Here is a 17,695-nt window from a genome sequence, read left to right as displayed (position 1 = left end):
CCCACGACTGGTCCCGCCCCGCCCCGTCGGCCGCCGAGGTCCACCACGCCGAGGCTCGTAGCCGGTGGCCCCCGAATCGCGGGCGCGCCACGGTCATACGCACCGCCAAACAGGCAATTGCCGAAATGCCCGATCAGGCTAAAATTTGCCTCTTGCGGCACGGCGGCCGAAAGCTTCATTCAAGAGGTCGTCGTTCGATTTCGGCTATAGGTGTCGAGAAGACCGACCGGGACTGAAGGCCTTACGCGGGGATAGTACCATGCCGTCCGGCAGCGCAGACATTTCGTCGATCCTCGACCGCATTCTCGAGGCGGCGACGGATAACCTCAGGATCGCGAAGATCCTGGTCCAGATGGGCCTCGATCCAAACAACGTCACCTATGACTCGATCTTCAATCGGATGCTGGAGATCTTCGTCCAGAACATCACGCTGGCTAATATGTTCGCCGCGGTCGGGGCCGGCTTCTTCGTCGCCACGCTCCTGATGCGGACCATGGTGCCGCTGCGCGTCGCCAACATGGTCGGCTGCGCGTTCTTCGCCGTCTTCGGCGCGCTCTCCGCCAACGTCTCGACCTTCCTGCTCTATCTCCTGCTGCTACCGATCAACGCCTTGCGCCTGCGGCAGATGCTCAAGCTCGTCAAGAAGGCGCGCCATGCGGCCGAAGGCGACATGTCGATCGAATGGCTCAAGCCGTTCATGACCGAACGCAAATATCGCCGCGGCGACACGCTGTTCAAACTCGGCGATCCAGCCAAGGAGATGCTCCTCACCGTCACCGGCAAGTTCCTGGTCAAGGAGATCAATATCGAGATCATGCCGGGCGCGCTGATGGGCGAGCTCGGCTTCCTCACGCCGGGCAACCGGCGCACCGGAACGATTGAATGCATCGAAGACGGGCAGGTGCTGACGATTACCTATGACCGGTTGCTCGAGATCTACTTCCAGGATCCGCAGTTCGGCTACTACTTCCTGGTGCTGACCAGCCAGCGGCTACTGCAGAACATCGATCGCTTGCAGAAGCAGCTGGCGTCGGAGCGGACGGCCACCACGAACAGGATCGCTTGATAGCCCGCACGCCGCCGTTCAGTCCAAGAGCAACGCCATGCCCGGATCGCCCTTCTCCATCGCACGCCGGTAGCCCGCCCGCGCGCTGATGCGGCCGAGATATTTGACCACGTCCGGACAGCGCTGGAGGTCATAGGGCTGGAAGTAGCGCATCGTGGTGAGCGAGAACACCGTCATGATGTCGGCAGTCGTGAAGGCGCTGCCCGCAAGATATTCGGCCTCGCGAAGCCTTGCGTCGAGAAGATCGTAGGCCCGATCGAGACGCCCCTTCATCGCGAGCAGGGTCGGATTGTCCTTGGCGAGATCGAGCCGGCTCAGGATCATCATCCTCCCCATGCCGGGTTGCAGGGTGCCATTGGCGAAATGAAGCCAATACAGAAACTGCGCGAAGGCGGGATCAGTGGGACCGAGCACGAGTCGGCCGTCGCCATATTTTGCAACGATGTAGTCGACGACGGCGCCGGATTCCGCGAGCACCAGCTCACCGTCGGTGATCACAGGCGCCGCCCCGATCGGATGCAGCGCCTTGTACTCGGCCGGAGCCAGCATGGTGACGGGATCGCGCGTATAGCGCTTCAGCTCGTAGGGAATCCCCAGTTCCTCGCACAGCCAGACGATACGCTCGGACTGCGACTTGCCGAGATGATGGACGGTGAGCATGAGGCTTCCTGCGAGTTGCGGGTTTGATCAGACTTGGCGCCGCATCATACTCCGTCATTGCGATGTCGAAGCAATGTCATTCCATAACCGTCACCCTGAGGTGGCCGCTTCTTCAGCGGCCCTCGAAGGGCGACGGCCCGGCTGCATCCGGCCGCTCATCCTTCGAGGCTCCGATTGCGATGCATGCGCATCGCAATCTTCGCACCTCAGGATGACGGATCGAACAGAAGCACGAAGCCGCCCTACCCCGCCTCGTCCGTCACCATCCGCGCCACGACGCGGTCGCGGCGGATGAAATGGTGCCACAGGGCGGCGATCACGTGAACCGCGATCAAGGCGAGCAGCACATAGGCAAAGAGGATGTGGCGGTCTTCATAGGCGCCCGCCGCCGCGCGGTCGGGAGCGGTGAATTGCGGCACGTGGAACAGGCCGAAGAAATCCGAATAATCAGGTGCGTGCGCGCCGGAATGCGCCCAGCCGAGCATGGTGACGACGATGACGGCGAGGTAGAGCGCACCGTGGCTGACATAGGCCGCGACCTTCTGCCAGCGCGAGGCCTCGGCCGGCATGGTCGGCGTCGGGTTGACGAGGCGCCACACCAGGCGCAGCACCGTGAGCAGCAGGATCACGTAGCCGATATCGGCGTGGATCGAGCGGTAGAAGAAACGGTCGGGACGCGCCGGGATGTGGTTCATCCACCACCCGAAGCCGATCATGCCGAGGATGGTCAGCGCCAGACTCCAGTGCAGCCATCTGGAAATGCTGCCCCAGCCGCTGCTGGTATTTCTGATCATGTCGGCGCTCCGGAGTTTTGCGGGCCTGTCCCTATCCGCACCGCAGTACGGCAGCTGATAGCGGGACCATGCGGCAATCGCGAAATTGAATCGTTCCAAATTGGCCCTCAGCGCCCCTGCCGCAAAACCGCCCCAAAAACCGAATGGTAACCATGTCGGGCTAGAGTGATCACGTGACCAATTCTCCGACGATTCTGGTGTTCGATTCCGGCCTTGGCGGGCTCACGGTCCTGCGTGAGGTCGTGGCCGCGCGCTCCGACGCGCATTATGTCTACGTCGCGGACGACGCCTTCTTCCCATACGGCCACCACAGCGAGGACGAGATCATCGCCCGCGTGGTGCCGCTGATGGGGGAATTGGTCGGCACGCACGATCCTGACCTCGTCGTCATCGCCTGCAACACGGCGTCCACCCTGGTCCTATCGCATCTGCGCGCCGCTTATTCCCTGCCCTTCGTCGGCACTGTGCCGGCGATCAAGCCGGCCTGCGCGCAGTCGAGGAGCCGGCGCGTGTCGGTGCTCGGCACCAAGGGCACGGTGAAGCGCGAATACACCAAGGCGCTAATCCGCGATTTCGCGCAGGGTTGCGAGGTGACACTGGTCGGCTCGCCCGAGCTGGCCGCGCTGGCTGAAGCCGAGCTCAGCGGCTCTCCCGTCAGCGACGACGCCATCCTCGCCGAGCTCGCCCCGTGTTTCGTCGGCGATGCCGGGGACGCAGGCGCACGCACCGACACCGTCGTGCTAGCCTGCACGCATTATCCACTGCTGCTAGACCGGCTGAAAAAGCTCGCGCCCTGGCCGGTCGACTGGATCGATCCGGCGCCCGCGATCGCCCGCCGCGTCTCGGATCTACTCGGCCCGCACGCCGGTGACATCCTTCAATCCGGCGCCGAGATGATCTTCACCTCGAACCGCGTGCATGGCCTTTCGGCCATGCTGACGCCGTTCTTCGGCGGCCGCATTCCGGCCTGACCTTGCGCCTCGACAGCGCGCTGCTAGGCTCCGCCGTCGTCGTTTCCTACAGGTTCTTTCCCATGTCCGTCCCGACCACGCCGCTCAACCGTCTCCGCCAGCTCTGGCGCGAGGGTCGTCCCGCCTTCGGCGCGATCGCGACGATCCCGAGCGTGCAGACCGTGCAGATCCTGGCGCGCTCCCTCGACTGGATCATCGTCGATCTCGAGCATGGGCCGATTGGACTGACCGAAGCTCATGCGATGATCGCGGCCACCACCGGCACACCTTGCACACCGCTGGTGCGGATCGCGGCGAACGAGCCATGGCTTGCGAAGGCACCGATGGACATCGGCGCCTTCGGCATCAATTTCCCGATGATCACCAATCGCGCGGAGGCTGAGAAAGCGGTGCGCAGCGTGCGCTATCCGCCACGCGGCGATCGGCTCTGGGGTCCGTTCCATGCGCCATTCCGCTGGGGCCAGTCGATGCCGGACTACATGGCCAGTGCCGACGACGAGATGATCTGCATGATCACAATCGAGCACGTCGACGCCGTCAACCGCATCGACGAGATCATGGCCACGCCCGGCATCGACGTCGCCGTGATCGGCCCCGGCGATCTCGCCACCTCCATCAACAAGCGCGGACAGATGGACGATCCGGAATTGCTGGAGCTGGTGGCGCGGGCCGAGGCCGGCATCCTCAGAAGCGGCGTGCCGATCGGCGGCGTGGCGCGTACCGCAGATCAGGCCAACGCCCTGGTCGATCGCGGCTACCGTGCGATCGCACTCGGTTTCGACTGGTCGCTGTTCCAGCGCGGCATCATGGCGGCGTTCGAGGGGATCAAGCGCTGACGGCGAAGCCGATTGCCACCTTGCCGGGAACAGCGGCGCTGCTAGGCTCAGTCGTTCCAGGGAGGAAAAACCATGCTCAAAAAGACTTTGCTCGCTCTCGCCTTCACCGGCCTCGCTGTCGCGGCCTTCGCTCAGCAGCCCGGCATCAAGCGCACCCCGCTCCAGAAGGTCGAATTTCCGGATGGCTACAACACCGTCACCGCCATCGCGGAAGTCCCGGCGGGCGGCTCGGCCGGACGCCATACCCATCCGGGCATTGAGACCGGCTACGTGCTCGAAGGTGAACTCAATCTCCTCATCGACGGGCAGCCGGAAAAGACGCTGAAAGCCGGCGATTCCTACCAGATCCCGGCAGGCGTCGTGCATGACGCCAAAGCCCACGGCGATAAGGCTATGAAGGTGCTTGGGGTTTACGTCGTCGACAAGACCAAGCCGCTGGCCTCGCCGGCGCCCTGATGCGGCGAACCGACCGGCCCTGAGCTCGTTGGTTCGTGCTAGAGCAGGCGGCGAGCGGGACCCCCGCTCGCTGCACAAACTTTAATCAGGGGAAACCAAAGAGCGATGCGCGGGACTCCTAAGACCATTTCGCTGCCGCGTCGCCTGATTATCGACCTCATGCACGCCTCGATGGGCGTGCCCTTCGTGTCGCTCTCACGTTCGCTCGATATCGGCCCCCTGCTGGAGGCTCGCGCGGGCGCGATGGCGCCAGCCGGCTGGGCGGCCATGTTCGTCAAGGCTTTTGCCCTCGTCGCCAGGGACGAGCCGGTCCTGCGTACCGTCTATGCCAAATGGCCCTGGCCGTCGCTCTACGAGCTGCCGACGAGCGTGGCGTCGGTGGCCATTGCCCGGGTCGAGGGCGGCGAGGAATGCGTGATCCCGCAGCGAATCGCGGCTCCCGAGGCCATGACGCTGGCTGCGGTCGACGCCGAGATCCGGCGCGCCAAGACCGCCCCGATCGACGAAATTCCCATGTTCCGCAAGATCATGCGGGCCACCCGCCTGCCGCTACCGCTGCGGCGGCTGTCCTGGGCGATGGGGCTGAACTTCGGCCGGCAGCGCGGCAACTGGTTCGGCAGCTTCGCGGTGAGCTCGGTGGCCGCCTATGGCGGCGGCGAGCTTCACCCCATCACACCGGGGCCTTTCATCGTCAGCTATGGGGTGGTCGGGCCCGATCAGACCATCCATGTCGTGATCCGCTGGGATCACCGGGTCACCGATGGCGCCCCAATCGCCCGGGTCCTGACCCGGCTGGAACAGGTCCTGAACAATGAAATCGCTGCCGAATTGCAGGCGGCGGGCCCCAAGCCGATCCGGGCGGTCGGGACGTGATTTCGGCCATTCGCATTGACAGCGAGCCCCAAATCCCCCTAAAAGCCGCTTGCTCGCGGGCCGATTTCGGCCCGCGAAGCGTTTCGCGACCCGCGGTCCCGTCCCTTAAGCTTTGGGGATCGGACCTGTCAGTGCCGGGCTAGCCCGTCACACAGGAGGGCGCGTTTCCTCAAACCATGTACCTGAAGAGGACGCGATGACTAAGCGCAGTGAGGCGAAGTACAAACTCGATCGCCGTATGGGCCAGAACATCTGGGGCCGCCCGAAGAGCCCCGTGAACCGCCGCGAATACGGCCCCGGCCAGCATGGCCAACGTCGCAAGGGCAAGCTCTCCGACTTCGGCGTGCAGCTGCGCGCCAAGCAGAAGCTGAAGGGCTATTACGCCAACATCTCCGAGCGTCAGTTCCACAGCATCTACGTCGAGGCCAGCCGCCTCAAGGGTGACACCGGCGAGAACCTGATCGGCCTGCTCGAGCGCCGTCTCGACGCGGTTGTGTACCGCGCCAAGTTCGTCTCCACGATCTTCGCCGCGCGCCAGTTCATCAACCACGGCCACGTCAAGGTGAACGGCCGCAAGGTCAACATCTCGAGCTATCTGGTCAAGATCGGCGACGTGATCGAGGTCAAGGAAGCCTCGAAGCAGCTCGCCCACGTCCTCGAAGCCAGCCAGCTCTCCGAGCGTGACACCCCCGACTATCTCGAAGTCGACCACGGCAAGATGACCGCGAAATACATTCGCATCCCCCACCTCTCCGACGTGCCGTTCCCGGTGCAGATGGAGCCGCATCTGGTCGTCGAATTCTATTCGCGCTAAGATCTGAATATCGAAAGGCCCCGGTTCGCCGGGGCCTTTTTGCTTAAGAGCCACACTTCATTGGCCGTTTGCCTTCAGGAGGCGTCGCATGCTCTACACCCCTCCCCCGATCGACCCCAAAGCGCCGCCGGTGCGCATCAATCTGCTCTCGGACACGCAGACCAAGCCGACACCTGCGATGCGCGAGGCGATGGCGCGGGCGGAGGTCGGCGACGAGCAGGTCGGCGACGATCCGACCGTGAACGCGCTGTGCGAGCGCGTCGCCGAGTTGCTCGGCAAGGAAGCCGCGGTGTACATGCCGTCAGGCACGATGTGCAACGTCACCGCGACGCTGGTGCATTGCCGCCCCGGCGACGAGATCCTCGCCCATGAGAGCGCCCACATCATCGCGCGCGAGGGCGGCGCGCATGCCGCGATCGGCGGCTTTCAAGTCACGCAATTGAAGGGACCCGACGGCCAGTTCACGCCGGAGACCTTTCGCAGAGCGCTGCATCCGCGCACGCGCTACCAGCCGCCACAGACGGTGGTCAGCGTCGAGCAGACCGCCAATATCGGCGGCGGCACGATCTGGAAGAAGGCTGCGCTCGACGAGATCGTCGCGATCGCGAAACAACATGGCCTCGTCACCCACATGGACGGCGCGCGCCTGCTCAACGCCACTGTCGCGAGCGGCATCTCGCCGCGCGACATGACCGCGGGCTGGGATTCGGCCTGGATCGACTTCTCGAAGGGCTTGGGCGCGCCGATCGGCGGCGTGCTGGCGGGCTCGCGCGCCTTCATCGATGCGGTCTGGCAGTGGAAGCAGCGCCTCGGCGGCTCGATGCGACAGGCCGGAATCTGTGCCGCGGCCTGCATCTACGCGCTCGACCATCACGTCGAGCGGCTTGCCGACGATCACGCCAATGCGCGCGCGCTCGCCCGCGGTCTGTCGCAGATCGCAGGAATCGAGGTGCAGGAGCCCGAGACCAACCTGGTGTTCTTCAAGCCCGATGGCGCCGGCATTCCCGGCGACAAGATGGTTGCGGCGCTGCGCCAGCGCGGCGTGACGCTTGCGATGATGGACGGCCGCATCCGCGCCTGCACCCATCTCGACGTCAACGCGAGTCAGATCGAGGAGACGATCGGCTACGTGCGCGAAATCGTGCGCGGAGCGTAAGTCGAGCAGTCCGGTAGCCCGGGTGAGCGCAGCGATACCCGGGACTTCACGCGCAGGGATCCCGGATGTCGCTGCGCTCATCCGGGCTACAAACAAATCGGCGATTCACCGCCCCATCGCCTGATAGATCAGCGTCTTCAGCGCCAGCTGAATCCGGCCGCGCTGCGTCGGGGTCTGCACCATGAAGATCCCGAACAGATCGTCCTCGGGATCGATGAAGAAGAACGTGCCCCCGACGCCGTCCCAGCGATATTCGCCGAGCGGCCACGCCGTTCCAGAGGGTACCGAGGTGCGCACGGCGAAGCCGAGACCAAAGCCGGAAGATCCGCCCGGATAATAGTTCTGGTCGCGCGCGATCTTCGTCTCCGGCCCGATATGATCCGAGGCCATCAGCGCGATGGTCTCCGGCTTCAGATAGCGCCGGCCGTCATAGGTGCCGCCACTCAGCAGCATCTGTGCGAAGCGGGCATAATCGCCGATCGTGCCGACCATGCCGCCGCCGCCCGATTCCCATCTCGTAGGCCGCTTGATGTCGCGGACCTGCGTTGTCGGATTGATGTTGCGATCCCCAGGCATCGGCTCGGCGATGCGCGGGAATTTGGCGGAATCGGCAATGAAGAACGCGGTCTCGGTCATCCCAAGCGGATCGAGCAGCCGCTCCTTCTCGAACTGGAGCAGCGTCTTTCCGGAGATCACCTCAATGACGCGGCCGAGCACGTCGGTGGAAAAGCCGTAGTCCCACACCGTGCCCGGCTGCTCGACCAGCGGCAGCGCGGCGATCTTCGCGACGAAGTCGGCGTTGGTGAGTTCGCTGTTGAAGAGATTGGCGTCCGCGTAGAGCTCGCGCACCGCGCCGCCGCCTTGATAGCCGTAAGGCAGCCCCGAGGTGTGACGCATCAGGTCCTTGATCGTGACCGGGCGATTCACCGGCTCCAGCACCAGCGCAACCTTGCCGTCCTCGGCCTTCCTCTCGACGCCAACCTTCATCCCGCCAAAGGCCGGAATGTACTTTGCGACGGGATCGTCGAGCGTAAGCCTGCCCTCCTCGACCAGCATCATCGCCATGACTGAGGTGACCGGCTTCGACATCGAGTAGAGGCGGAAGATCGTATCCGCGCTCATCGATAACTCGGTCGCGACGTCGCGGACGCCGAAATTCTGGTAATAGACCGGCTTGCCGTGCTGCTGAAGCAGCAGAATGGCGCCGGGAATCTTGCCGGTAGCGACCTCGTTGCGGATGTAGTCGGAAACCTTCGCCAGCCCCGCGGGCGAGAGCGTGCGGACCGCAGGTCTCTCGGAGCCCGCCTTCGCAACGATGCTGCCGGCGAGAAGCACGAGCGCCGCGATCAATGCGCGGCGCCCGAACATGTCAATTCTCCATCGCTTCATAAACCAGCTGCTTCAATGTTCGCTGCACGCGCTGGCGCTCGGTCGGGGTCTGTTCCAGCAGCACGAAGAACATGTCCTGCTTGGGGTCGATCACGAAATAGCAGCCGGAGGCGCCGTCCCATTTCAATTCGCCGAGATCGCCGGGCGGCGGCGGTTTTGCGTTGCCGGGGTCGGTGCGGACCGCAAGTCCGAGACCGAAACCAAAACCGTCGCCGGGGAAATAGAAATAATCGCGATCGACGCCCGACTTGGGTCCGATCTGGTCGGTCACCATCAGCTTGAACGTCTCGGGCTTGAGAATCGTCTTGCCGTCGAAATTGCCGCCGTTGAGCAGCATCTGCGTAAAGCGCTCATAATCCGCCATGGTCGTAACCATACCGCCACTGGCAAACTGGATTTTCTTGACGACAGTCGGATCGTTGATCCGTCCGACCCGGAAATCGCTGTCGTTCGGCACCGGCTGCGCCAGCAGCTTCTGCTTCTCAGGATCGGTGACGAAGAAGCCGGTGTCGACCATGCCGAGCGGGTCCAGCAGCTTCTCCCGTTCGATCTCGATGAGCGGCTTGCCGGCCGCGACTTCCATGACCCGCGCCAGGATGTCGGTGGAATGGCCGTATTGCCACAGCGCGCCCGGCTGGTTGTGCAGCGGAAGTTTTGCGATTCGCTCGGCGAACTCGGCGAGGTCGAAATCGCCGGCATAGATGTTGGCCTCACGATAGGCCTTGCGGACCAGGCTGTCGCCGTAGAAGCCGTAGGTGACGCCCGAGGTGTGCGTCATCAAATCGTGCACCGTCATCGGCCGGTTCGGCGGCACGAGCTCGAGCGACTTGGTGCCGTCCTCGGTCTTCTTCTCGACGCCGACTTTCACATTGGCGAAGGACGGAATGTATTTCGAGACGGGATCGTCGAGCTTGATCGTACCTTCCTCGATCAACTTCACTGCGACGACGGACGTGATCGCCTTGCTCATCGAGAACAGGCGGAAGATCGTCTTGTCGGTGATCGGCGCCTTGCTGACCGCGTCCTGCACGCCGAAGACTTCGTGGTAGACGGGCTTGCCATGTTGCTTGATGAGGACGTTTGCCCCGGCGATCTTGCCGGTCGCAACCTCGTTCTTGAAGAACTCGGTGATCCTCGCGAGCTTGTCCGGATTGAAATGCGCGCCGACCGGAATCTCGTAGGTGCCCTCCGCCCGCGCGAACGACATCGTACCCAACGACACAAGCGCGGCGCAGACCAGCGCACGCAGTCCAGACTGTGAAATCATATCCCCTCCCCGGAACATGGCCCGGCAGAGTGTACCGACCGCGTCGTCAGGCACAAGGGCCGCCGTACCGCGCCAAAACGTCCGCGTGCAGAACCGCGCTCTTTTCCGAGAAACAACAAAATATGACGTCGACGACCAGCGGCGCGGCCGGCAGGGCTTCAATGGTCGCATGGACCGCAATCTTCGCGGCCTGGTCGGCCGGAAAGCCGTAAACCCCGGTCGAAATCGCGGAGAACGCCACGGAGGTCAGCTGATTGGCCTCACAGAGCTCAAGCGCACGGCGATAGCAGGCGCCCAGCGCCTCTGCCTCACCGCGAGTGCCGCCGTGCCAGACCGGGCCGACCGCATGGATCACATGGCGCGCAGGAAGAAGGTAGCCCTTCGTGATCTTGGCATCGCCGGTCGGGCATCCTCCGAGCTTCCGGCACTCGGCCAGAAGCTCGGGACCGGCCGCCCGATGGATCGCGCCATCGACGCCGCCCCCACCCAGGAGCGACGTGTTGGCCGCGTTGACGATGGCGTCAACGCTCAGCGTGGTGATGTCAGCTACGATGACCTTGAGCTCCGCGCCGCCGATCCGGCGCGTCAGCTGGGTCATGGATCAGGCCGCGACAGCGACGCCCTTTTCGGAGAAAAGCTGCTGCAATTCACCGGCCTGGAACATCTCGCGGACAATGTCGCAGCCGCCGACGAACTCGCCCTTCACGTAGAGCTGCGGAATGGTCGGCCAGTTCGAAAAGTCCTTGATGCCGTTGCGCAGTTCGGCGGATTCGAGAACGTTGAGGCCCTTATAGCCGACGCCGATGTGGTCGAGGATCTGGACGACCTGGCCGGAGAACCCGCACTGCGGAAATTGCGGTGTGCCCTTCATGAACAGAACCACGTCGTTCGACTTCACTTCGTTGGCGATGAATTCCTCGATGCTCATATCCGTGTCCTTCTGGGGCGCGAGCCCTCAATAATCCCTTCGGGCCGGCTCGGCCGATCTAACCCGATACCTCCCATATATGTAGCCCAAACCGTTGTGCATCCAAAGTAAAATGGCGGCGACGGGGTCCGCTGGCCGGCCCGGACCATAGGCTGATGACATTAATATCATCGTCGAAAAGCACTTTTATCCCGTAACGGGCGCCCTATCTAGGACGAACCCAGGTTTTGGAACCGGGCAACGCCAACAACGTTCTCTTGTCCTGTCTGGAGAAAAACGTGACGAAACCAGCCTCCGCTACGGCCAGTCCGCCGCTTTCGTCACCGCCGGCCGACCCGAGCAACCTCGCCTGGCGGCTTGAGGATGCCTTTCTCACGGTCCGCAACGAGACCGAGCGCCGCGCCGCGCCGCTCTCGCCGGAGGACCAGCAGATCCAATCCATGCCGGATGCGAGCCCCGCAAAATGGCACCGGGCCCACACCACCTGGTTCTGGGAGCAATTTCTGCTCGGCGAGCATTGCCCCGGCTACCGGCCCTTTCACCCTGACTTCGCCTTCCTGTTCAATTCCTATTACGTCAGCGCAGGGCCCCGTCATGCCCGGAATCACCGCGGCGACATCACCCGTCCCAGTGCAAGCGAGGTCGGCGCCTATCGCAGTTATGTGGATGCTGCGGTCGTGAAGTTCTTCCGGGAGGCCGGCGAGGACAAGCTCCGTGCCCTCGCCCCATTGGTCGAGGTCGGGCTCAATCACGAGCAGCAGCATCAGGAATTGATGTTCACCGACATCCTGCACGCCTTTGCGCAGAACCCGGTCTATCCCGCCTACGATCCGGACTGGCACTTTCCATCCGCAACGCGCGCCGGCAATGCCTGGCTGACGCTCAACGAGGGCATCCATACCGTCGGCCATGTCGAGGACAGCTTTCATTTCGACAACGAGAAGCCGGCCCACCGCGCCCTCGTCGGCCCGGTCAAGATCGCACGCAATCTCGTCACCAATGGCGAATGGCTGGCCTTCATGCGCGATGGTGGCTACGCGAACGCAACACTGTGGTTGATGGACGGCTTTGCCGCCGCCAACAAGGACGACTGGCAGGCCCCGGGCCATTGGCGCGAGGTCGACGGCCAATGGCAGGTCATGACGCTGGCCGGCCTCAAGCCGGTCGACCCCGACGCACCGGTCTGCCATGTCAGCTATTACGAGGCCGACGCCTTCGCGCGCTGGGCCGGAAAGCATCTGCCGACCGAGATGGAGTGGGAGGTCGCGGCCCGCGCCGGCCAGCTCAACGATGCCTTCGGCATCGTCTGGCAGTGGACCCGCAGCTCGTATTCGCCCTACCCCGGCTATCGCGCGATCGAAGGCGCGCTCGGCGAATACAACGGCAAGTTCATGGTTAACCAGCTGGTGCTGCGCGGCTCTTCGCTTGCAACCCCGGAGGGGCACAGCCGTATCAGTTATCGCAACTTCTTTTATCCGCACCACCGCTGGCAGTTCACGGGACTGCGGCTCGCCGACTACGAGTAAAATTCTCATCCGACGACAAAATGCGCGCCGGACAGCGCGTTCAGGAGAGTACCATGAATGTGCACGCCAGCGCTTTGGCCGAAGCCCATCTTCCCGACGAGCAGACCACTGCCTTCGCGCGCGAGGCCATTGAGGACCTCTCGCAGCAGCCGAAAAAGCTGTCGCCGAAATATTTCTATGATGCGGCCGGATCGGAATTGTTCGAGGCAATCACGCGCCTGCCCGAATATTACCCGACGCGCACGGAGCTTGCGATCCTGAAGGAGCGCGGCAGCGAGATCGCGAAAATCATCCCGGAGCACGCGGCCCTTGTCGAATTCGGCGCAGGCGCGACCACAAAGGTCCGCCTGCTGCTCAACCACTGCAAGTTCGCGGCCTATGTGCCCGTCGACATCTCCGGCGATTTCCTGACGGCGCAGGCGAACGGCCTGAAGCGGGATTTTCCGTCACTCGGCATCTACCCGGTGGCGGCCGACTTCACCACACCGTTCGAGCTGCCCAAGGCGGTGGCGACCATGCCCAAGGTCGGGTTCTTCCCGGGCTCGACCATCGGCAATTTCGAGCCCCATGAAGCGCAGGCCTTCCTGAAGAGCGCGCGCGCTATTCTGGGCCGGGGTGCGCAGATGATCATCGGCGCCGACCTCGAGAAGGAGGAGCGCCTGCTCCACGACGCCTATAACGATGCCGCCGGCGTCACCGCGCGCTTCAACCTCAATGTGCTGGTGCGGATCAACCGCGAACTCGGCGGCAATTTCGACCTCTCCGCCTTCACCCATCGCGCGATCTACAATCGCGAACGGCACCGCATCGAGATGCACCTGATCAGCAAGAAGAGCCAGACGGTGCGCCTGCTCGGCACCAGCTTTTCGTTCCGCGCGGGCGAGAGCATTCACACCGAGAACAGCTACAAATACAGCCTCGAGCGCTTCGCCGCGCTGGCGCAGGGCGCAGGCTGGCGGGTGCGCGAGAGCTGGACGGATGCGGCGAAGATGTTCTCGGTGCACGCGCTGGAGGCGGCGGAGTAGAAATTCCTCCGTTTCCTGCGGCGCATCCTTCGAGACGCCCGCCTTAGGCGGGCACCTCAGGATGAGGACGGTATCCGTGGCAGCAGTTTCGACGGGCACCGGCGCTGATTAGCCTCATCCTGAGGAGACCGCGGAGCGGTCGTCTCGAAGGACGAGGCGTTCAGTCAGGCGCTCGCGGCCCGTGCTCAATGCTCCTCGGCTTCTTCCGGCGTCGATCCCAGCGAGACCGATTCCCACACCGCAACAACGATCATGATCACCGTCGCGGCGACCGACAGCCATAGCGGGGACAGTTCGGCGGCGAACCACGACAGCGCCGCGAGCGCGATGATGCCAATCCCGTGCGAGAGCTGGAGGAAGCCGCGGATCGCGTGCTTGAACAGGATGGTGCCGACCAGGAACAGCAAGGGACCTCCGATCGTGCTGACGATAGTCCTGATATCGGAATGCCCGACCGGATGCTTCAGCACCAGCTCGTCCGAGACCGCGGTCAGGATGATGCCGGCGACGATCGGCATGTGCAGATAGGTGTAGGCGAGCCGCGCCAACCGGCCGGATTCCTCGGATTTCGAGATGCGCTCGGCGCCGGCCTCGGCACCCCTGTGGAAATAGACCCACCACATCGCGATGCTGCCGACCAGCGCGGAGACGAAGGCCAGCATGTTGTCTGCGGTCCAGGCCAGCTCGGCGAAGGTCGCGCCGTTGACGACGACGGCCTCGCCGAGCGCGATGATGACGAAGAGCGAGCAGCGCTCGGCCATGTGGCCGCCTTCGACAGCCCAAGCCTCGACCGACGAGAAGCCCAGCTTGGGGACCCAGAAGCGCACCGCCGGCGAGATGTATTCGATCGTCAGCGCCACGATCCAGAACCATAGCCGCGCCTCGTCATGGGCGAGGCCGCCGAGAATCCAGAAGATCGCGGAGACCGAGAGCCACGTCAGGATGCGGATCGCATTGTGCCGGACCGCAGTTCGATGGTGCGGCGTTGCAAACATCCAGAAGGCGGTGCGCCCGACCTGCATCGTTGCGTAGGCGATCGCAAACCACAGGCCGCGCCCCTCGAAGGCGGTCGGGATCGTCGTCGACAGCACGAGGCCGCCCAGCATCATCAGGAAGATCAGGATCCGGACCGGCGTCAGCTCGGGATCGAGCCAGTTGGTGACCCAGGCGGTGTAGACCCACACCCACCATACCGCGAGGAACAGCACCGCGACGTGCACGGCACCGAGCGGCGTGAAATGGTGCAGCAGCGTGTGCGAGACCTGCGTGATCGCGAAAACGAAGACCAGGTCGAAGAACAGCTCGGCATTGGTGACGCGGCTGTGCTGGTTTGGCAGGATGACGCGAAACATCGCGCCGCGCGGATTGTCCGCAGCCATCGTCATCCCCCCGTCACGATCAGATCAAGCGCCCGGCACACCGGTTTGCAGCGCCAGCGCATGCAGGACGCCGCCCATCTGGCCGCGGAGGGACTGATAGACGATCTGGTGCTGCTGGACGCGGGACTTGCCGCGGAAGGTTTCCGAGATCACGGTCGCGGCATAGTGATCGCCGTCCCCGGCGAGGTCACGGATGGTCACTTCGGCATCGGGGATCGCCGCCTTGATCATCGCCTCGATATCGTGGGCGTCCATAGGCATTCTGGTCGTGCTCCTGTCTCGGCTGCAATCAGCCTTGTCGTCGAATCCTTGCCGGGGTCCGGGTCTACAAAGCCAAACTTGCCAGCGGGGCCAAACTTAGCGTGAACGGCCTTCTACGTCACGCCTTCCGGCACTATATCGGTGATCCCATCTGGATAAAGCCACGACAAAGTGCCGCGCGCGGCAGAGTGATCGAAAAAGGCGTGAAATCATGAAACTTCCAGGGCCCGACCACCCCATCACCATCACCCCAAATCCCCGGCGCGTCCGCGTCACGGCCGGCGGCATCGTGATCGCCGAGACCACCAAGGCGCTGACGCTGAAAGAGGCGAAATATCCGGCGGTTCAATATGTGCCGCGACAGGACGCCAACATGGCGTTGCTGGAGCGCACCGACCGCGTCACCCATTGCCCCTACAAGGGCGATGCCAGCTATTACAGCGTCAAGGCCGACGGCCAGACGCTGGACAACGCGATCTGGACCTATGAGGCGCCCTTCCCCGCGATGACCGAGATTTCCGGTCACCTCGCCTTCTATCCGGACAAGGTGAAGATCGAGGAAGTGGGGTAAGCCCCGTGTTGGTCATTCCGGGGCGATGCGTCAGCATCGAACCCGGAATCTCGAGATTCCGGGTCTGGTGCTAACGCACCATCCCGGAATGACGAAGGAAGCTACGCCCTGAATATCGTGAGTCCCAGGATCAGCAGCACCAGGAAAATCACGACGAACACGTAGAACAGGAAGCGGGCGATGTCGGCGGAGGCGGCCGAGATGCCGGTGAAGCCGAGCACGCCGGCCACGATCGAGACGAGTAAGAATATCAGCGCCCATTTCAGGATCGTCATCGCCAGCTCCGAAATTTGTGCCGCTTGCCGCAGCCCCAAGCCCTTTTGGCGAACGCTAACTTCGGCGCAGGGAACTGGTTCCTAGCGTCCAAACGACCCTTGCTGAATCCGGTTCCCGGCGGCAAAGTCCGGCCGGGACGGAAAGCGCGACCGGGGCGGCCACCATGACGATGTCACACTCAGCGACGATCGGCGCAGAGGCGCACGCGGCGCCGAGGAGCAAGGCGCGCAATTTGTCGCTGGATCGCGCCCGCACCTTCCTCACGCTGGTAGTGCTGCTGCACCACGCCGTCATTCCCTACACCTATTTCGGGCACACCGATCCGGCGTCCTGGGCCGGTTTCGACATCGTCGTGTTAGCCACCGACAGCTTCTTCATGGCGATGTTCTTCTTCCTGTCAGGACTATTCACCTGGCCTGGCATCGCCCGCAAGGCGCCGTCCGTTTTTCTCAGCGATCGCCTGTTGCGGCTCGGGCTGCCGTTCGCGATCGCGGCGTTCACCGTCATCCCGCTCGCCTATTACGCAATCGCGCTGCGGCACGATCCCGGGCTGAGCTTTACGGCATTCTGGTGGAAGACGATCACGGTTGGCCCGTGGCCGAGCGGCCCGATCTGGTTCGTGTGGGTGCTGCTGGCGTTCGACCTGACCGCGAGCCTGCTCTACCGGGTCTCCGCGCATCTGGTCGATCCGGTCAATCGCGTCTCGCTGCGCGGATTCGAACAGCCGGTCGTATTCTGGCTGCTGCTCGTCGTCATCACCACAATCGCCTACGTGCCGGCGCTGCTCTATTTCGGCGGCAGCACTTGGTTCGAGTTCGGGCCGTTCTCGGTGCAGGCGAGCCGCATCCCGCTCTACTTCGCCTATTTCTTCATCGGCGTCAGCGTTGGAGCGGCGAACTTCGATCGCGGCATCCTCAGCGCCGACGGGCAACTGCCGAAACAGCGCTGGCTATGGGTGCTCGCCACGCTGGTTCCTTACTGCCTGATGTGGGTCATGATCTACATCAAGCGCGAGATCCTCGGTAATCCCGACCCACAGCCGCACTGGTATCAGGCGATCTACGGCACGTTCTTCGTGCTGTTCTCCGGCTCGATCCTGCTCGCGATTCTCGCCTTCTTCCTGGACCAGAAGTCGCCGCGCCCGAACCTGCTCGACCGCATGCAAGCGGATGCCTACGGCATCTTCCTGGTGCACTACCCGATCGCATTGTGGATCCAGTACGGGCTGTTCGATTACAGCTGGCCTGCGATCGTGAAAGCCACGATCGGCTTCGTGCTCACGGTGATCTCGAGCTGGGGTCTGACGGCGGCCTTACGGAAGATTCCGGGGGCGTCGCACGTGTTGTGAGGCAAGACGCTCGTAGCCCGGGAGAGCGCGCGGCCCACCGGGGAACCGCGGGGGCAACAACCCGGAGTTGCGTAGCGGGGCCGGGGGACAAGTTGACGG

20 protein-coding genes are annotated in these 17,695 nt (G+C 63.6%); 11 read left to right on the top strand and 9 right to left on the bottom strand.

Annotation, left to right across the window (positions count from 1 at the left end):
• Positions 1 to 259: 259 nt before the first annotated feature.
• A complete protein-coding gene (locus AC0L2J_RS19510) occupies positions 260 to 1,066 on the top strand; it encodes a Crp/Fnr family transcriptional regulator (RefSeq protein ID WP_007612089.1) in 807 nt (268 codons plus the stop codon).
• 18 nt (positions 1,067 to 1,084) lie between these two features.
• Here AC0L2J_RS19510 and AC0L2J_RS19505 read toward each other — a convergent pair whose 3' ends face one another.
• Positions 1,085 to 1,726, bottom strand: a complete 642-nt coding sequence (locus AC0L2J_RS19505; protein ID WP_063995777.1) for a glutathione S-transferase family protein — start codon at positions 1,724 to 1,726, stop codon at positions 1,085 to 1,087.
• Positions 1,727 to 1,968: 242 nt separating this feature from the next.
• The gene (locus AC0L2J_RS19500; RefSeq protein ID WP_063995776.1) at positions 1,969 to 2,520 is read right to left on the bottom strand and encodes a cytochrome b; all 552 of its coding nucleotides are present in this window, start codon (positions 2,518 to 2,520) and stop codon (positions 1,969 to 1,971) included.
• A 173-nt stretch (positions 2,521 to 2,693) separates the two neighbouring features.
• Here AC0L2J_RS19500 and murI point away from each other — a divergent pair, with 173 nt between their 5' ends.
• The 6 genes from murI to AC0L2J_RS19470 all read left to right on the top strand — a co-directional run bounded on the left by murI (position 2,694) and on the right by AC0L2J_RS19470 (position 7,626).
• Positions 2,694 to 3,491, top strand: coding sequence for a glutamate racemase (gene murI, locus AC0L2J_RS19495; protein ID WP_473393213.1), 798 nt, complete (start codon positions 2,694 to 2,696; stop codon positions 3,489 to 3,491).
• Between the two features lie 62 nt (positions 3,492 to 3,553).
• Positions 3,554 to 4,327 (top strand): HpcH/HpaI aldolase family protein, encoded by a 774-nt coding sequence (locus tag AC0L2J_RS19490; RefSeq protein ID WP_473393210.1) that lies wholly within the window; start codon positions 3,554 to 3,556, stop codon positions 4,325 to 4,327.
• Between the two features lie 72 nt (positions 4,328 to 4,399).
• On the top strand, positions 4,400 to 4,783 hold the full coding sequence (locus tag AC0L2J_RS19485; RefSeq protein WP_473393207.1) for a cupin domain-containing protein: 384 nt from the start codon (positions 4,400 to 4,402) through the stop codon (positions 4,781 to 4,783).
• A gap of 105 nt (positions 4,784 to 4,888) precedes the next feature.
• The gene (locus AC0L2J_RS19480; RefSeq protein ID WP_473393202.1) at positions 4,889 to 5,656 is read left to right on the top strand and encodes an acyltransferase; all 768 of its coding nucleotides are present in this window, start codon (positions 4,889 to 4,891) and stop codon (positions 5,654 to 5,656) included.
• 196 nt (positions 5,657 to 5,852) lie between these two features.
• Entirely contained in the window at positions 5,853 to 6,470 is a 618-nt protein-coding gene (rpsD, locus tag AC0L2J_RS19475) for a 30S ribosomal protein S4 (RefSeq protein WP_007612106.1), read from the top strand.
• An 88-nt stretch (positions 6,471 to 6,558) separates the two neighbouring features.
• The gene (locus AC0L2J_RS19470; protein ID WP_007612107.1) at positions 6,559 to 7,626 is read left to right on the top strand and encodes a threonine aldolase family protein; all 1,068 of its coding nucleotides are present in this window, start codon (positions 6,559 to 6,561) and stop codon (positions 7,624 to 7,626) included.
• 105 nt (positions 7,627 to 7,731) lie between these two features.
• Here the strand turns inward: AC0L2J_RS19470 and AC0L2J_RS19465 are convergent, their stop codons facing one another.
• The 4 genes from AC0L2J_RS19465 to grxD are packed head-to-tail and all read right to left on the bottom strand — an operon-like array spanning position 7,732 to position 11,210.
• Complete coding sequence (locus tag AC0L2J_RS19465) at positions 7,732 to 8,994, bottom strand: serine hydrolase domain-containing protein (RefSeq protein ID WP_473393198.1); 1,263 nt, start codon at positions 8,992 to 8,994, stop codon at positions 7,732 to 7,734.
• Position 8,995: 1 nt separating this feature from the next.
• Positions 8,996 to 10,282 (bottom strand): serine hydrolase domain-containing protein, encoded by a 1,287-nt coding sequence (locus AC0L2J_RS19460; RefSeq protein ID WP_473248587.1) that lies wholly within the window; start codon positions 10,280 to 10,282, stop codon positions 8,996 to 8,998.
• Positions 10,283 to 10,328: 46 nt separating this feature from the next.
• Entirely contained in the window at positions 10,329 to 10,880 is a 552-nt protein-coding gene (locus AC0L2J_RS19455; RefSeq protein ID WP_007612110.1) for an O-acetyl-ADP-ribose deacetylase, read from the bottom strand.
• A gap of 3 nt (positions 10,881 to 10,883) precedes the next feature.
• Positions 10,884 to 11,210, bottom strand: coding sequence for a Grx4 family monothiol glutaredoxin (grxD, locus tag AC0L2J_RS19450; RefSeq protein ID WP_063995769.1), 327 nt, complete (start codon positions 11,208 to 11,210; stop codon positions 10,884 to 10,886).
• Between the two features lie 227 nt (positions 11,211 to 11,437).
• Between grxD and egtB the strand changes: the two genes are divergently transcribed.
• On the top strand, positions 11,438 to 12,736 hold the full coding sequence (gene egtB / locus AC0L2J_RS19445) for an ergothioneine biosynthesis protein EgtB (RefSeq protein ID WP_007612113.1): 1,299 nt from the start codon (positions 11,438 to 11,440) through the stop codon (positions 12,734 to 12,736).
• 53 nt (positions 12,737 to 12,789) lie between these two features.
• Positions 12,790 to 13,761, top strand: coding sequence for an L-histidine N(alpha)-methyltransferase (egtD, locus tag AC0L2J_RS19440; RefSeq protein ID WP_007612115.1), 972 nt, complete (start codon positions 12,790 to 12,792; stop codon positions 13,759 to 13,761).
• Positions 13,762 to 13,946: 185 nt separating this feature from the next.
• Here the strand turns inward: egtD and AC0L2J_RS19435 are convergent, their stop codons facing one another.
• Entirely contained in the window at positions 13,947 to 15,140 is a 1,194-nt protein-coding gene (locus AC0L2J_RS19435; protein WP_007612117.1) for a low temperature requirement protein A, read from the bottom strand.
• 24 nt (positions 15,141 to 15,164) lie between these two features.
• Entirely contained in the window at positions 15,165 to 15,401 is a 237-nt protein-coding gene (locus AC0L2J_RS19430) for a BolA/IbaG family iron-sulfur metabolism protein (protein ID WP_007602284.1), read from the bottom strand.
• Positions 15,402 to 15,612: 211 nt separating this feature from the next.
• Between AC0L2J_RS19430 and AC0L2J_RS19425 the strand changes: the two genes are divergently transcribed.
• Positions 15,613 to 15,972, top strand: coding sequence for a DUF427 domain-containing protein (locus AC0L2J_RS19425; RefSeq protein WP_007612119.1), 360 nt, complete (start codon positions 15,613 to 15,615; stop codon positions 15,970 to 15,972).
• A gap of 101 nt (positions 15,973 to 16,073) precedes the next feature.
• Here the strand turns inward: AC0L2J_RS19425 and AC0L2J_RS19420 are convergent, their stop codons facing one another.
• Positions 16,074 to 16,247 (bottom strand): DUF1328 domain-containing protein, encoded by a 174-nt coding sequence (locus AC0L2J_RS19420; RefSeq protein WP_007612121.1) that lies wholly within the window; start codon positions 16,245 to 16,247, stop codon positions 16,074 to 16,076.
• Positions 16,248 to 16,417: 170 nt separating this feature from the next.
• Between AC0L2J_RS19420 and AC0L2J_RS19415 the strand changes: the two genes are divergently transcribed.
• Entirely contained in the window at positions 16,418 to 17,596 is a 1,179-nt protein-coding gene (locus tag AC0L2J_RS19415) for an acyltransferase family protein (protein WP_473393228.1), read from the top strand.
• Positions 17,597 to 17,695 lie beyond the last annotated feature (99 nt).

The organism is Bradyrhizobium sp. MV1.5, assembly GCF_055807615.1.
This window is presented reverse-complemented; position numbering and strand designations above follow the sequence as displayed.